Annotated in this window: 17 protein-coding genes; 13 read left to right on the forward strand and 4 right to left on the reverse strand. The window is 42.0% G+C overall.

Annotated elements, in window-relative coordinates:
* Positions 1-100: 100 nt before the first annotated feature.
* Positions 101-733, reverse strand: a complete 633-nt coding sequence (gene fabR, locus CWC02_RS12050) for an HTH-type transcriptional repressor FabR (RefSeq protein ID WP_054554482.1) — start codon at positions 731-733, stop codon at positions 101-103.
* A 116-nt stretch (positions 734-849) separates the two neighbouring features.
* Between fabR and CWC02_RS12055 the strand changes: the two genes are divergently transcribed.
* Together CWC02_RS12055 and sthA are read left to right on the forward strand one after the other, a co-directional pair.
* Positions 850-1,983 (forward strand): acyl-CoA desaturase, encoded by a 1,134-nt coding sequence (locus tag CWC02_RS12055; protein ID WP_058586121.1) that lies wholly within the window; start codon positions 850-852, stop codon positions 1,981-1,983.
* A 13-nt stretch (positions 1,984-1,996) separates the two neighbouring features.
* Entirely contained in the window at positions 1,997-3,427 is a 1,431-nt protein-coding gene (gene sthA, locus CWC02_RS12060; RefSeq protein WP_138618468.1) for a Si-specific NAD(P)(+) transhydrogenase, read from the forward strand.
* A gap of 46 nt (positions 3,428-3,473) precedes the next feature.
* On the opposite strand, the gene hemE is transcribed toward sthA, so the two are convergent.
* Complete coding sequence (gene hemE / locus CWC02_RS12065) at positions 3,474-4,538, reverse strand: uroporphyrinogen decarboxylase (protein WP_138618470.1); 1,065 nt, start codon at positions 4,536-4,538, stop codon at positions 3,474-3,476.
* A gap of 612 nt (positions 4,539-5,150) precedes the next feature.
* Between hemE and CWC02_RS12070 the strand changes: the two genes are divergently transcribed.
* Together CWC02_RS12070 and CWC02_RS12075 are read left to right on the forward strand one after the other, a co-directional pair.
* Positions 5,151-5,621: an Rsd/AlgQ family anti-sigma factor gene (locus tag CWC02_RS12070; RefSeq protein WP_054562902.1), complete on the forward strand. Its 471-nt coding sequence runs from the start codon at positions 5,151-5,153 to the stop codon at positions 5,619-5,621.
* Between the two features lie 145 nt (positions 5,622-5,766).
* Complete coding sequence (locus CWC02_RS12075; RefSeq protein WP_171043844.1) at positions 5,767-6,813, forward strand: S66 peptidase family protein; 1,047 nt, start codon at positions 5,767-5,769, stop codon at positions 6,811-6,813.
* Between the two features lie 55 nt (positions 6,814-6,868).
* On the opposite strand, the gene fkpA is transcribed toward CWC02_RS12075, so the two are convergent.
* Positions 6,869-7,624 carry an FKBP-type peptidyl-prolyl cis-trans isomerase gene (gene fkpA / locus CWC02_RS12080; RefSeq protein ID WP_054554488.1) on the reverse strand — a complete coding sequence of 252 codons (756 nt, stop codon included), beginning with the start codon at positions 7,622-7,624 and terminating at the stop codon, positions 6,869-6,871.
* A gap of 200 nt (positions 7,625-7,824) precedes the next feature.
* On the opposite strand from fkpA, the gene CWC02_RS12085 reads away from it, so the two are divergent.
* A complete protein-coding gene (locus CWC02_RS12085) occupies positions 7,825-8,823 on the forward strand; it encodes a WD40 repeat domain-containing protein (RefSeq protein ID WP_138618472.1) in 999 nt (332 codons plus the stop codon).
* Entirely contained in the window at positions 8,810-9,022 is a 213-nt protein-coding gene (locus CWC02_RS12090) for a SlyX family protein (RefSeq protein WP_054554490.1), read from the forward strand. The genes CWC02_RS12085 and CWC02_RS12090 overlap by 14 nt, the downstream gene beginning before the upstream one ends.
* A 23-nt stretch (positions 9,023-9,045) precedes the next feature.
* On the opposite strand, the gene CWC02_RS12095 is transcribed toward CWC02_RS12090, so the two are convergent.
* Complete coding sequence (locus CWC02_RS12095; protein ID WP_054554491.1) at positions 9,046-9,249, reverse strand: YheV family putative zinc ribbon protein; 204 nt, start codon at positions 9,247-9,249, stop codon at positions 9,046-9,048.
* Between the two features lie 129 nt (positions 9,250-9,378).
* Here CWC02_RS12095 and CWC02_RS12100 point away from each other — a divergent pair, with 129 nt between their 5' ends.
* The 7 genes from CWC02_RS12100 (at position 9,379) to CWC02_RS12130 (ending at position 15,716) form a co-directional block, all read left to right on the forward strand.
* Positions 9,379-11,298 (forward strand): ATP-binding cassette domain-containing protein, encoded by a 1,920-nt coding sequence (locus tag CWC02_RS12100; RefSeq protein WP_054554492.1) that lies wholly within the window; start codon positions 9,379-9,381, stop codon positions 11,296-11,298.
* Complete coding sequence (locus CWC02_RS12105; protein WP_138618474.1) at positions 11,285-11,710, forward strand: TIGR02444 family protein; 426 nt, start codon at positions 11,285-11,287, stop codon at positions 11,708-11,710. Before CWC02_RS12100 ends, CWC02_RS12105 begins: the two co-directional genes overlap by 14 nt.
* Before the next feature lie 220 nt (positions 11,711-11,930).
* The gene (locus CWC02_RS12110; protein ID WP_074989877.1) at positions 11,931-12,071 is read left to right on the forward strand and encodes a DUF3149 domain-containing protein; all 141 of its coding nucleotides are present in this window, start codon (positions 11,931-11,933) and stop codon (positions 12,069-12,071) included.
* Between the two features lie 142 nt (positions 12,072-12,213).
* Positions 12,214-13,194 carry a hydrolase gene (locus tag CWC02_RS12115; RefSeq protein ID WP_138618476.1) on the forward strand — a complete coding sequence of 327 codons (981 nt, stop codon included), beginning with the start codon at positions 12,214-12,216 and terminating at the stop codon, positions 13,192-13,194.
* On the forward strand, positions 13,191-13,448 hold the full coding sequence (locus tag CWC02_RS12120; RefSeq protein ID WP_138600969.1) for a YheU family protein: 258 nt from the start codon (positions 13,191-13,193) through the stop codon (positions 13,446-13,448). The genes CWC02_RS12115 and CWC02_RS12120 overlap by 4 nt, the downstream gene beginning before the upstream one ends.
* Before the next feature lie 60 nt (positions 13,449-13,508).
* Complete coding sequence (locus tag CWC02_RS12125) at positions 13,509-14,702, forward strand: dipeptidase (RefSeq protein WP_054554496.1); 1,194 nt, start codon at positions 13,509-13,511, stop codon at positions 14,700-14,702.
* 129 nt (positions 14,703-14,831) lie between these two features.
* Positions 14,832-15,716 carry a hypothetical protein gene (locus CWC02_RS12130; protein ID WP_138618478.1) on the forward strand — a complete coding sequence of 295 codons (885 nt, stop codon included), beginning with the start codon at positions 14,832-14,834 and terminating at the stop codon, positions 15,714-15,716.
* Positions 15,717-15,801 lie beyond the last annotated feature (85 nt).

Here is a 15,801-nt window from a genome sequence, read left to right on the forward strand (position 1 = left end):
CGCTATTTATTCATATTTTGAGGTAACTGAATAACGAAAAATCAGTTACTTAATTTGGCAGCGAACAATACATAAAACAGGAACAAAAATCCACCATGCTTTAGGCTGTTTTTTCTACACTACCTTTACTATCACGACCATACAAAGTGGCGCCGCGAGCAATATAACGTAATTGCCAGATCAAGCGTTCAACCAGCTCTTCGCGTTGTGTCCCTTCAATATCGAGGGCTTCGGCACCGGCATTAAAGACTAAAGTCACCATGGCTTCGGCTTGAATATATGCATGAGTTGGATCGCATGGTGTTTCGCTTTCAAGGTAATGCGCAAGCTCTAAAATGAAATGTTTAATTTCACGAGCAACCGCAGCACGAAATGCTTTTGAAGTTCCTGAGCGCTCACGCAATAACAATCTAAATTGGTTGCTCGAGTTATCGATAAACTCCATAAAGGTCACGATTGATGTCGTGATCACACTACCGCCGCTCTCAATACGGCGACGCGCTTGGCGCATAAGTTGACGCAGTGTTAAACCAGCTTCATCAACCATGGTCAAACCAAGCTCATTCATGTCTTTAAAGTGGCGGTAAAAAGAGGTGGGGGCAATCCCTGCTTCACGGGCAACTTCACGTAAGCTTAAATTAGAAAAACTATGATCGGCACTCAATTGATTGAATGCGGCCTCGATTAGTGCTTGTCGTGTTTTTTGTTTCTGTTGCGCTCTAACACCCGACATGGAAACTCCCAGCGTGAACTTTTAATGATTTTTCGGTTAATGAGCTAGTCTAATACTTGACGCGGAGAGAATGAAACACTATTTTAGCGTACAACTGTACGCCGAGATTTATTCAGATGAAAAAACCACCGATTATTTGGACCAACGTGCTATTTTTTAGCCTTACATTTTTGGCCGCGATCACCCTTGTTCCTTGGTATGGCTTTAGCTACGGATACACCAGTACACAGTGGATAGCCTTTGTTGGCTGTATGTTCTACGCCGGACTTTCTATTACTGCAGGTTATCACCGCTTGTGGGCACACAAAGCCTATGATGTGCATCCTGTTATTGAAGTGATTTTTGCCTTAGGTGGTGCTTTTGCACTGCAAAATAGTGCCTTGCACTGGAGTAGCGATCACCGAATTCACCATGGTCAAGTTGATGATCCAATCAAAGACCCTTACGCCGCTACTAATGGCTTTTGGTATAGCCACATCGGTTGGATGCTGCGCGATTATCAAGGCGAACAATACGGTAACTACAGTAACTGCCGAGACTTACAAAAAAACAAAGTCGTTATGTGGCAACACCGTCACTATATGAAGTTAGTCGTCGCGACTAATTTTGGTATTCCTTTACTACTTGGTTTAATGCTTGGCGATGTATGGGGCATGTTATTACTAGTTGGTTTACTGCGCTTGGTATTGAGCCAACATTTTACCTTTTTTATCAACTCGCTGGCGCATATCTGGGGTTCACGTCCGTACACAGAAAAAAACACCGCCCGTGATAATGGCTTTTTAGCGCTATTCACATACGGTGAAGGCTATCATAACTTCCACCATATTTTTGCTAGCGACTATCGCAATGGCATTAAGTGGTATCACTATGATCCAACTAAGTGGATGATCCGCTCTTTAGCGGCAATCGGTCTTGCTTCAAAATTAAAGCGCACACCGATTGAGCGAATCGAAAAAGCCAAAGCAGAAACCTTGATGAATAAGACTCAAGGTCGCCTTGCAAAATTGCCTTTAGCGCAAGATAAGCTTACATTATTACAATCTGAGTACGATTTACTGCTGAAAAAACTGCAACACTTCTGTGCCTTGCAAAAACGCGTGTTAGAAATCAAACGCAATAAAATGATGAAACAGTGTGAAAAATCAGCATTAATGACACAATATCACGAGCTTGAAGCCGCTTGGGAAAACCAAAAGCAGGCTTGGCTTGCACTAAATGCGAGGTTGTTAAAAGCCTCTTTTAGTTAACATAGGAGCGGCTGTGGCCAAACAACAAGTAAAGCAAAAAGATACTCCATCTTATCAATATGATGCAATCATCATAGGTACAGGTCCTGGCGGTGAAGGTACCGCCATGAACCTATCTAAAAGCAACAAAAGAGTCGCTGTTATTGAACGTCAAGAAGCGGTAGGCGGCGGCTGTGTGCACTGGGGTACTATCCCTTCAAAAGCATTACGTCACTCTGTAAGTCGTTATATTGAATATAAAGCAAACCCGCTATTTAATATTAGTGAGCGCCCTAACCGCTTAACTTTCCCCGATATTTTGCGCCACGCAAGTAACGTCATTTCAAAGCAATCTAATTTACGTAGCAGCTTTTATGAACGTAACCGCATTCATATGTATCAAGGTGATGCTGAGTTTATTGATAAACACACTATTAAAGTGACGCACCTAGACGGTTCGTTTGAAACGCTTACTGCACAAACAATCGTTATTGCTACTGGCTCGCGCCCTTACCGTCCACCAGGTGTAGACTTTAAACATCCACGTATTTACGACAGCGATACCATTTTAGGCCTTGAAGATGACCCTCATCGTGTGCTGATTTATGGTGCAGGTGTAATTGGTTGTGAGTATGCCTCTATTTTTAAAGGTTTAGGCGCCAAGGTTGACCTAGTGAATACCCGTGACCGCCTACTTGCCTTTATGGATGCGGAAATTTCAGATGCTCTGAGCTATCACTTTTGGAATAGCGGTATTGTTATTCGTCATAATGAAGAGTTTGATCGTGTAGAAACCCGTGATGACTGTGTGGTAATGCACTTGAAATCAGGCAAGCGCGTAAAAGCTGACTGTATTTTATTTGCCAATGGCCGTACCGGTAACACAGACACATTAAACCTTGAAGCTGTTGGCCTAAAAGCGGATGGTCGTGGCCAGCTTAAAGTGAATGAAACATACCAAACAGAAGTCGATAACATTTATGCTGTGGGCGATGTAATAGGTTACCCAAGCCTTGCCAGTGCGGCATTTGACCAAGGCCGTATTGCAGCCGATGCGATTGCATGTGGTAACTGTGATGAAAAGCTGATCATTGATATCCCAGCAGGTATTTATACAATCCCTGAAATGAGCTCAGTGGGTAAAACCGAGCAAGAGTTAACTGCTGCAAAAGTCCCTTACGAGGTAGGCCGTGCTCAATTTAAGCATTTAGCGCGTGCACAAATTGCAGGCACCGAGGTGGGTAGCTTAAAGATTCTATTCCATGTTGATACCAAAGAAGTACTGGGTGTGCACTGCTTCGGTGAGCGTGCCTCTGAAATCGTTCACATCGGCCAAGCGATTATGGAGCAAAAGAACGGCGGTAATAACATTGATTACTTTGTAAATACCACGTTCAACTACCCGACCATGGCTGAAGCCTATCGCGTAGCTGCATTAAATGGTTTAAATCGTTTGTTTAAGTAAATAAAAAAGCCCGCTTAATGCGGGCTTTTTTACGATTAGCTTTTGCTTATTTGTGGTATTTACCACTGAATTCATGAACGGCGTTGATAAATACACCTGCATTTTCTGGGTCTACATCTGGTGTAATACCGTGACCTAGGTTGAATACATGGCCAGAGCCTGTACCAAAATCTTCTAGGATAGTGGCAACTTCTTGGCGAATACGCTCAGGCGTGCCATGCAGCATTGCTGGGTCCATGTTGCCTTGCAGCGCGACTTTATCGCCAACACGACGTTTTGCATCACCGATATTAATAGTCCAGTCTAGACCTACTGCATCACAGCCTGTTGCTGCAATTGCTTCAATCCACTGACCACCATTTTTAGTAAATAACGTCACTGGTACTTTACGGCCATCGTATTCGCGAATTAAGCCATCAACAATCTTGTGCATGTATTGTAATGAAAACTCATTGTAGTCACGTGGGCTTAATACACCGCCCCATGAGTCAAATACCATTAACGATTGCGCGCCCGCTTTAACTTGCGCGTTTAAATAGTCGATTACTGAGTCCGCTACTTTATCAAGTAATAGGTGCAGTGTTTGTGGCTCTGCAAAGGCCATTTTCTTGATTTTACCGAATGTTTTGCTGCTACCACCTTCAACCATGTAAGTAGCAAGTGTCCAAGGTGAACCAGAGAAACCAATTAACGGTACTTCACCTTTTAATTCGCGACGAATCGTACTTACCGCATTCATCACATAACCAAGCTCATCAGTTGGATCGATATTTGGGATTTTTTTAACATCTGCTAATGAAGAAATCGGACGTTCAAATTTTGGACCTTCACCTGTTTCAAAGTAAAGACCTAAGCCCATAGCATCAGGAATAGTTAAAATATCACTGAATAGAATTGCAGCATCAAGCGGATAACGACGTAATGGCTGTAACGTTACTTCACAAGCAAGTTCAGCGTTTTTACATAAACTCATAAAGTCGCCTGCTTGGGCACGTGTAGCACGGTATTCAGGTAAATAGCGGCCAGCTTGGCGCATCATCCATACCGGTGTGACATCAACAGGTTGCTTTTGTAGTGCACGTAAATAACGATCGTTTTTTAATTCGCTCATGCGTATAGAATCCTAGAACTGAATGAAATTGAGCAGATTGTATCACCATATTGCGCGTCTCACTATGGATAGATAATCAAGGCTAGATATAGATCATGTTTTTTAAGCCAGCCTAAGCCTAATGTGCGTTTTTTGAGCGAAAATAAAATAAATTTAAAACTTTTCATTAATAAATTTGCAACATACAAAAAAGCTTGGTATAACTTATCCCGCGTTAACAAAAACAATAATAAAAATCTTATAACAATAAGAACAACAATCTTCCCATAATAATAAGAACGCTTGTTTTAACAAGTCTTAGAAAAAGAATTAAACCACCAATTTTGGTGGTTTTTTCTTTTCTAAATCAGCAAATTACAACTCATCCGCTTAGATAAAAATTGCAAAATTAATACTAGTAGTTTTGAATCAATTCCCATACACTGCAATGAGAGCAAAAAAAGTCCACTCTAAAAACAAGGTCATTTTTTGGCCTATTCAATGCTGAAAAGTATGTCTTTAGAATGACTTTTACAATCTGTTGCAATTAGACACTAAGAATTTAGTTGATCTTTGTGTCATATTTCCTTTTTATATATACAAAGGAAAACCTACTCAGCGAGGAGATGAAATATGCTGACGCGTTTGGAAAAAGCTCAACAAAAATGGGGTGGTAGTCACTCTGTAATCGACAAATGGCTCACAGAACGTCAAGAGCTGCTTGTGTTGTTCTGCCGTATTGCAGGCTTTTCACCGTACGAAAAGAAAGATCATGCCCTTCCTGATCAGCTGCAAATTCAAAACTTTTGCCAAATTCTGATGGATTACCTTTCTGCTGGCCATTTCGAAATTTACGACGACATTGCCAAAGCGTGTGAAGAAAAAGGTCCTGAGAGCCAAAAGCTGGCGAATGCCTTATACCCGCGCATTTCTGAAACCACAGATGTAGCACTCGACTTTAACGACAAATACGCAGAAGTTGACAAAGATGACTTGCTTGATGAGTTTGATAAAGACCTATCAATCTTAGGCGAAGCACTTGAACTGCGCTTTGAGCTAGAAGATGAGTTAATCGATAACTTATATTCTAATCACACCAGCTAACAGCTTAGTTACACAGCAGAGAAACACTCTCTGCTGAAAAACACCTTTTTGCCTGCCTAAAAAGAATCATCTATTCCATTCATAACAAATATTTGAAATATTTTCTTCAATGCGATACTCATACTATAAAAACATGAGGCTCGCTATGAATAAACGGTCATTTTTAAAGTCACTTTCAATTCTTGCCGCTGGCGCAAGTTTAACATCAGCTCCTTTAATGGCTGCTCAGAATAGCAGTACCCAAACATTAATTAAGCCAAAAGCTCTTCCTACAGGCGGCACAATTGGGATATGTAGCCCGTCAGCTGCCACTGCCGAACAGGCTGATATCATACTAGCAAAAGGCGTTATAGAGGCACTGGGATACAAGGCTAAGCTTGCACCAAACATTTTAGCAAGACGCGGCCATTTAGCTGGCACTGATGCAATGCGAGCCGGCGACTTAAATAGTTTATTCAGCGATAAAGAGGTTGATGCCATTTTGTGTTTACGTGGCGGTTCAGGCGCTGCCCGTATTTTACCTTTGCTAGACTACGCAATGATCCGTAACAACCCAAAACCTCTGATGGGCTATTCGGACATTACCGCTCTTCACAATGCATTACTATCTCAAGCTGGGTTAATCAGCTTTCATGGCCCAAATGCATCGAGTGACTGGAACCCGTTTCATGTTGCGCAATTTAAGAACATGTTCGAAGCGCGTAAGCTAATGCAATTCCAAAACTTACCAAAAGCCGATGATGAGCTTGTTAACACTCAGTACCTGACCCAAACGATTACATCAGGTAAAACCTCTGGACGATTAATCGGCGGTAATTTAACAGTACTGACTGCCCTTGCAGGCTCGAATTATTTACCTGACTTTAATGGCGCAATATTATTTTTAGAAGATATCGACGAAGCGCCGTATCGAATTGACAGAATGATGAGCACACTAAAACTCATGGGCGCACTGGATAAAATTGCAGGCTTTGTATTTGGCGATTGTAATGACTGTAAGCCAGGCCGTGGTTATGGCTCATTAACCCTTGATGATATTTTTGCAGATTATATAAAACCGCTGGGGATCCCTGCTTATCGTGGAGCTATGATTGGCCATATTAAGCGCCAATTTATCCTGCCTGTTGGTACTGTGGTTGAGCTTGATGCTGATAGTGGCACATTAAAAATGAAAGAAACGGCATTTAGTTAATAAACTTCGCGCATAAAAAAAGGGCTTTTCAGCCCTTTTTGTATTGAGTTAAATATTACTCAGCTGGAACAGCTTTTTCATCGCTTTGGATTTCAAGTAATTCTACTTCGAAAACAAGCGTTGAGTTTGCTGGGATCTTACCAAGATCACGCTCACCGTATGCAAGTTCAGATGGAATAGTGAACTTGTACTTAGAGCCAACTGGCATTAGTTGTAAACCTTCAGTCCAACCTGGGATCACACGGTTAAGTGGGAAAGTAGTTGGTTCGTTACGTGAGTAAGAGCTATCGAACTCAGTACCGTCTAATAAAGTGCCTTTGTAGTGTACTTTAACAACGTCAGTTGCTACTGGCTTTTCGCCTTCACCTTCAGTGATCACTTCGTACTGTAGGCCAGACTCAGTTACTGTAACGCCTTCTTTTTTCGCGTTTTCAGCTAGGTATTTTTCGCCTTCAGCTTTGCTCTTTTCAGATTCTACTTTCGCTTTTTCTTGTTGTTTAGTGCGAATGCTTTGATCAAGTGCAGTTAACACTTCACGAATTTTTTCGTCATCAAGTTTAGCGTTACCCGCTAGTGCGTCTTCAAAACCACGCTTAAGAAGTGCTTCGTCTAATTCAACACCTAGCGCTTTTTTATCAGCAAGGTCTTGGTTTAAGAAGTTACCAACAGATGCACCAATACCGTATGCTTGTTGTTGAGCTTCAGTCTCTAGTTTAACTTCAACTTGCTGTTCTTTTTTTGCTTCCTGATTACAAGCTGTAAGCGCTAAAACTGACGCTGCAATCAATGACAATTTAATCGTCTTTTTCATTTTATATCTCCGACACACTTTGCAGTTGTCAATTATTGTATTATTACTAGTTAAAGATTAACGACCTACATGGTAGGCTGCTTGTCTAATAACTAACGTCATGCCAATGCATGATCAGCGATTAGACTAACAACCTAGGCCTTCAACGAGACCTAGTCTAACCTCTCAATCACTAAGAGTTAAGGGGAAATACTCGTAATATGTCGATATTTCGTACTTTTTTGTATCTGCTCAGCCTTTGCTTAGTTGTAGCGTGCTCTGAGCAACATGAGCAATCAACTGCACGCTATGAGCATGCGGCTAAAGGTGCCTTCGCCTGTGCGCTGTCGCACGATGGTAAATACAGCTTAATCTCATCAATACACCATGGGGTTGCATTGTGGGATAATCAACAGCAGGTATTAAAATACCAATGGTTTCAACAACAAGCCCAAGATAGTCTCGTCCATACTGTTGCTATCTCGTACGACAACAGCCATGCAGTTACCGCTGAGAAGTCCACCTTTGCAGTGTGGAACATTGCCACGGGCAACAACACGGGTTATTACAAAATACACGCCTCAACAATTAGAGATATCGCGATAAGTAACCAAGGGCGCAGTGTATTATATGGTCGCGCCGACGGTGTAGTCGTTTACCTCGACTTAGAGAGTGGCAGGCGCATAGAGTTCCTTGGCCACCAAGAAAAAGTCAATGTTGTTGATCTATCACCTAACGGTCACTACGCCATTAGCGGCTCAAATGACTATGTTGCTTACTTTTGGGACACTCGCACAGGGCAAGTGATCCATCGCTTTAATCACCCAAGTCGCGTTACTCAAGTCGCCCTTGATCCACAAGGTCGTTACGCATTTACCGCAGACAGTATGAAGCAAGCAAATGTATGGCAACTGACTACAGGTGATCTTGTTAGCAAACTGGCGTATATTGCGCGTCAGAAAATTTTTACCGCCGTCCGTTTTAACGATGAAGGCACTTTAATTGCCACAGGTTCACCCAATCGATTGGTTGATTTATGGCAACTAGAGTCAGGTAAAAAATTACAAACGTGGCAAGTGATTCCTCGTGAAGGAAGCCGCCCGAAATCAGCCGTGGTGTTAGATGTTGCGTTTACTGATAACAACCAAGCGTTATTAACCGAAAGCTCCAGCGGATTCGCTGAAAGTTTTAATCTAAGAGAATCAAATGAATACAATTGAAGATCGTCTAATGGAACTTGAAGCGAAAGTCGCTTTTCAAGATGAAACAATTGAAATATTAAACGATGAGCTTAAAGCGCACCAACAGCAGCTGGCTAAAATGAAGCGCCAGACAGAGTTACTTGCAGAAAAGATTAAAGAAGCGCAGCAGCCATCTTTAATGTCACAAATGCAAGAGCCGCCACCGCCGCACTATTAATTTAGTAATGATAGAGCCGGGAATTAATCGCCCGGCTTAAATACACCAATCACTTGCTCAAATTGGCGTGTTGAGGCCTGAACAGCCTGCTCTGGTTGCGTCATTTTGTGGCCACACTGTACGCACTCCACTTTTTCCACATCATGTTCTTTATAAAGCATCATGGTATCCATGGCCTTACACTCAGGGCATGATGCGCCAGCAATAAAGCGTTTTCTTTGTCTCATAGATGATCTCCCGTGGCATGTAGGCGGCTATTTTAGCCTAATAATTCTCTGTTTGATACGATTGCGAAGGCTAATGTGATCCGTGTTATGATAGCGGCAATTTAATCAGTGCTGTGCAAGTAAACATTCATGATCCAAATTTCAGACATCGAACTTCTACGTGGTGGTAACGCCTTACTAAAAGGGGCTTCTGCAACCTTATTCCCAGAGCATAAAGTCGGCCTTGTTGGTGCTAATGGCTGTGGTAAATCAACGCTGTTCGCGCTATTAAAGTCTGAATTGCAACTCGATGCCGGTGAATGCCAAATTCCTAAAGACTGGTCAATTGCCTCTGTAAAACAAGAAACTCCCGCGCTCGAAATCAGCGCTCTGGATTATGTATTACAAGGTCACCCTGAATATTACGCGCTAAGAATTGCACTACGCGAAGCTGAGCAAAATAACGACGGCGATGCGCAGGCAAAAGCACATATTGGCCTTGAACATATTCAAGGCTATAGCATTGAGGCAAAAGCAGGTGAGCTATTACACGGTTTAGGTTTTAGTAATGAGCAAATTGACAACCCAGTGAGCGCCTTTTCAGGTGGCTGGCGTATGCGCTTAAACTTAGCACAAGCACTTATTCGTGATGCTGATTTATTACTGCTAGATGAGCCAACCAACCACTTAGATCTCGATGCCGTTTACTGGTTAGAGCGCTTTTTACGCGCCTACACAGGCACTCTAGTGCTTATTTCCCATGACCGAGAATTCTTAGATGCCGTTGTTGACCAAATTTGGCACATAGACGCACAAAAAATAAATGTTTATAAAGGCAATTACTCGCAATTCGAACGCCAAAAAGCAGAGCGCTTATTACAACAACAAGCGATGTTCGAAAAGCAACAAGAACAAATTGCTCATCTAGAAAAATTCATTACGCGCTTCAAAGCAAAAGCCAGTAAGGCTAAGCAAGCACAAAGCCGCGTAAAAGCCCTAGAGCGTATGGAAAAATTAGCCCCAGCCCATGTTGACTCACCCTTTGATTTTGAATTTGCGGAGCCAACAGCGCTGCCAAACCCGTTAATGACTCTCGACCAAGCCAAAGCAGGCTATGGCGACACCACCATTTTGCATAGCATCAAGCTAAACCTTGTGCCGGGTAGCCGTATTGCGCTGCTTGGCCGAAATGGTGCGGGTAAATCAACACTGATTAAATTATTAGCTGGCGATTTACAACCTCAAGCAGGTGAAGTATTTCAGCATCAGGGCTTAAATATTGGTTACTTTGCGCAGCATCAACTTGAGTCACTTGATTTAAAAGCCAGTGCAGTGACCCATTTACAACGTTTAAATCCGCAAGCTCCTGAGCAATCATTGCGTGACTTTTTAGGCGGTTTTGCATTCTTTGGCGATAAAGCACTTGAGCCAGTTGCGCCATTTTCTGGCGGTGAAAAAGCCCGTTTAGTGCTAGCAATGCTGGTGTACCAAAAGCCAAACCTACTGTTACTGGATGAGCCAACCAACCACCTAGACTTAGAAATGCGTCATGCCTTAGTAATGGCGCTACAAGGCTTCGAAGGTGCTATGGTGACCGTATCGCACGACCGTCACATGCTTAAAAATACCGCTGATGAGTATTACCTTGTTGATAACGGCGAAGTAACACAATTTGGTTATGACCTTGATGCCTATTACCAATGGCTACTCAATGCCAATAAAGAAGCTGCTAAAAGCCCTGAAGACAATGCCCCTAAAGCACATTCAAGCGTTAACCGCAAAGAGCAAAAGCGCTTAGAAGCTGAGTTCAGAAAGTCAGTGCAGCCGTTGAAAAAGCAAATCGAAAAGCTTGAAAAGCAACTTGATAAGTACTCTACAGAGCTTGGAGAAATCGAAAACGCACTTGCCGATAATGATTTATATAGTGATGAAAATAAAGCCAAACTGACAGAGCTGCTCACTAAGCAAGCAAGCTTAACACCCAAGCTTAATGACGTTGAAGAAGAGCTGCTCATGGCACTTGAAGAGCTTGAAGAAAAAGAGCAGGCCTTTGCCGATGAAACCGCTTAACAGCGAACAGTTTTGGCAGTTTGCATGCAAGCTTTACAGCAAAGACGGCATGCAAACCAAGCTACTAGGCTATCAAGACCAGCAAAGCAAAAATGTTAACCTTTGCCTGCTGCTTTATTATCTTGATTCGTTAGAGCTGGCTGTAACACCCTCTCAACTGAGTGAGCTTGAGTCGTGCATTGCCGAATTTGACCAACAGGCTTTACAGCCCCTACGAGCCACACGCGCCTACCTTAAAACCATTCAAAACGAGGTTTCAGACTACCCTACCATTCGCAAAGAGCTACTTAGCGCAGAATTAAAGCTAGAAAAAAAGCAGCAACAATTACTGATAAACGCAGCAAATACCATGATATTCACCCTCCATAAACAGGCTGAAAATGTAAGGCTTTATTTAAGCGACAAGCAGTAAAATCTAGTCGGTAGCAATCTTAATTGAACTGCCCTCAATAAAGGCCCCTTTTTATCTGATTAAAACTTATAGCTAAAAGCTCCGAACTCCCCTAATAAACTTGATCCAAATCAACAATTAAATCACCTCCTATAGCATCAGGAAAATTGCTTGATCTGGATCATATCTGCCGTCCTCAAGCCAGCCTATGATTAACCCATAGACATTAGGAGGCACAACCATGAACGTATTCTTTAGAGATTTTTTTAGCGACCCAGTTTTATTTATGTCATTCGGCATTTTGGCAGTTGTTATCGTTTTATGCCTTTTCTATGTTGGTTACTTCATTAAAAAAGTACATGACGCAGAAGTTCCTAAGTAAGAATTAAGCACGACGCACAAAGCCCCTATCCAATTTATTGTTTAGGGGCTTTTTATTTGTGTATAGCTAAAATCTTGTAGCGGTTCTCAAAAAGCAAAAACTTGCTACAATAGGTGCTTATTTTGTTTCGAAAGTGTCAGCTATGTTACCTGAATTTAAGCCTGCGTGGTGGATGCGCAATCGCCATTTACAAACCATAATGCCGCGCTTTTTTCGCCCTTTTCATAATACCCGGTATGACTTATCGACTATCGATACCCCTGATGGTGACTTTTTAGAACTGGCTTGGGCAACACCTCATAATGAGCAAGCCCCCCTCGCTATTGTATTGCATGGCTTAGAAGGCAATATAAATAGCTTTTATGCTAAAGGCATGATGAAAAAACTTAAGCAACAAGGCTTTGCTGTAGTTTTAATGCATTTTCGAAACTGCTCGCGCGAAGTTAACCGTTTAGCACGTGCTTATCACAGCGGCGAAACAGAAGACCTGCGCTTTTTCATCAATCACCTTAAGAGCAAATTCCCAAAACGCCCGTTATTTGCCGTGGGCTTTTCACTAGGTGGTAATGTACTAGCAAAATATTTAGGTGAGCATGGTACTAAATCGAACTTAACTGGCGCAGCCGTTGTGTCTGCACCATTTGACTTGTCATCATCGTGCGAAGTTATTCGTAAAAGCTTAGGTAAGATTTATCAAAAATATTTGCTCGATCGAATGAAAAAATCGATGCAAAGAAAGCTGCCACAAATCGAACAGCAAATTAGCCTAACGCCAGAAAAACTGATGGCGATTGATGACTTATGGCAATTCGATAATATGCTCACGGCACCATTGCACGGCTTTGCCGGTGCTGAAGATTACTATCAGCAAGCGAGTGCAAAACCATTTTTAAAAAGCATTGCAACACCTACGCTGATTGTGCACGCCAAAGATGACCCAATGTTATCAATAGAAGCCGTGCCAGATAGCTTAGATGTGAGTGAACATGTTACGCTGCGCATCTCAGAACAAGGGGGCCATGTCGGTTTTATTAGCGGTAAAAACCCTTTTAAGCCCGAATATTGGCTTGAACGAATTGTTCCTGAGTATTTTCAACAATTAGTTAAAAAAGAGCAGTTATGATCATTCCCCACGAACGCCTCGATAAAGAGACTCTGTATAATTTAATCGAAAGTTATGTTTTACGTGAAGGCACTGATTACGGCGAGCAAGAATTTAGCATTGAAAGCAAAGTAGCACAGGTTCATCAACAACTTAAAAGTGGTGAAGCCATGGTGTTTTTTTCTGAGTTACATGAGTCAGTGACAATTATATCTAAAGCTGAATTCATTGCTCTACAAGCAGATCCAGAGTACCAAGCGTCGTTTAACGACTAAACTTGTAAGTTATACTGTAACCCTTCACAATGGCTTTTTAACTTAAAGAGCCATTAAAAAATGAAAAAACTAAGCTCACTGGTTGCCGCTGTTTCTTTGGCCTTAATTGGTCAAGCAAATGCAGATCAGGTTACTGCATCAGATAAAGCCATTAAACTGGCAAAAGACACTATTTTAATCGATACCCATATCGATGTGCCTTACCGTATTCATAACAAGTGGGCTGACGTAGCCAAAGCTACAAGCGACGGTGATTTTGATTATCCGCGTGCTGTGCAAGGTGGTTTGAACGCTCCTTTCATGTCAATTTACATTCCTGCAAACCTAGAATTTGAAGGCAAAGGTAAAAGCTACCAATTAGCAAATCAGTTAATCGACTCTATGGAAGCGATTGTACAACGCGCGCCAGATAAGTTCGCCATTGCAGACTCGACTGCCGATATTATAGAGCAGTTTAAACAAGGCAAAATGTCGATTGCTATGGGTATGGAAAACGGCTCACCTATCGAAGGCGACATTAAAAACCTTAAGCATTTTTATGAGCGTGGCGTACGTTACATTACGCTCGCTCACTCGCAGAGTAACCACATTTCTGATTCATCTTATGATATTCGTCGTAAGTGGAAAGGCCTGAGCCCATTCGGTAAAGAGCTGGTAAAAGAAATGAACAACATTGGTATGCTGGTTGATGTATCACATATTTCTGATGATGCGTTTTACCAAGTGATGGAAATTTCGAAAGTACCCGTGATTGCTTCACACTCATCACTGCGTAAATACACGCCTGGCTTTGAGCGTAATATGAATGACGACATGCTATTAGCTCTTAAAAAGAATGGTGGTGTTATTCAAATTAACTTCGGTTCAAGCTTTGTTACGGCAAAAGCTGGCTCTTGGTACGATCAACTTAAATCAGCAAAGGCTGAAAAGAAAAAAGACGGTACTAAGCTAAGTAAAGATTTTGATGCTGCCTATCGCGCTAAAAACCCGTTTCCATTTGCAAGCTTAGAACAAGTACTTGATCACATTGACCATGTAGTTGAGCTAATTGGTATCGATTATGTGGGTATTGGCTCAGATTACGATGGTGTAGGCGACTCTCTACCTACTGGCTTAAAAGATGTATCTAGCTACCCTAACCTAGTGCAAGGCCTAATGGACCGTGGTTATAGCAATAAAGACATCAAAAAGATTTTAAGTGGCAATATGCTCCGTGTATGGCAACAAGCTGAAGCATACGCAAAAGCCCATTAATCGACATAAACTCTATTTAAAAGCGCAGCTAACTAGCTGCGCTTTTTGTTTTTATCATCATAAGTAATTGATAATACAAATGGCTTGTTTTAATCTGCTGATATTACAAAGCAACTTGGATGATGTGATATGTCGACTTGGCAAGGGAGTACTGCGCTGGCATTTGCAAGCATTGCACTGGGCTTATCAATTTATAGCTATACAAAAGTAAACTCGACTGACAAGCCTGTAGTTATACAGCAGGCAAAACCTAACTTAAAAGAGTTAACCATTCCAGAGCAAGACAGAGAAAACCTAGTTGCCTTACATGGCTATATTTTAGATCTCGAAACACGCATTCACGAGCTTGAAAATCAAGCGCCAGCCATTGATCCCGAGCTGCTAGCAACATTGGTTGAACAGGCGATAGAAAAGCAAGAAAACGAGCGACGTGCCGAAATTGAGAAGAGAAATCCGGCGCTTGGTTGGCTAAGTAATTTACCTGATGACTACCGCGAACGCATCAAAGCAGACCCACAATATGCCGACAGCTCAATAAATGAAGCTCTTGCTACCTTGCTCAATTTGAGTAAGTCCGAAAATGAGCGCTTAGCAGCCTACGGGCAACTAAAAATGACCTTAAGCATGCTCAGACGCGACTTAGATGAAAACCAAGAAAATGCTGTTATCGATGCCATGATAAGCATTAGCGAATACACTAATGATCCTAAGATTCGTGTCAGTACTTTAGAGAATTTATCTCGCCAAAATAACGTCTCGCCTAAGCTCGCTGAGCATTTTCAAAAGCTGTTACAAACAGACGACAATGATTATGTTCGCAATATTTCTGCCACAGCCCTCATCGGCCAATTTTTTCGCGCCACAAGAGACGGCAACAATAGTTATGCCAGTGATTTAGCAGAACGAATTACCACCCTTGAGAATAGCAGTAATGCAAAAGCCGCCGAAATCATGGCTGAAAATCTAAAAGGTCCACGCTTAAGAGAAGAACTAGATAAAGCGTTGGGGAAATGAAAAAGCAGTAGGCGATGGTAAAGTTAGAAGAGCCTAGCTCAAGACTAATCGAAGGAATGCTTAAAGGTAAATTATCTTTATAAAA

This window comes from Pseudoalteromonas sp. S2721 (genome assembly GCF_005887425.1).
Taxonomy (GTDB): domain Bacteria; phylum Pseudomonadota; class Gammaproteobacteria; order Enterobacterales; family Alteromonadaceae; genus Pseudoalteromonas; species Pseudoalteromonas simplex.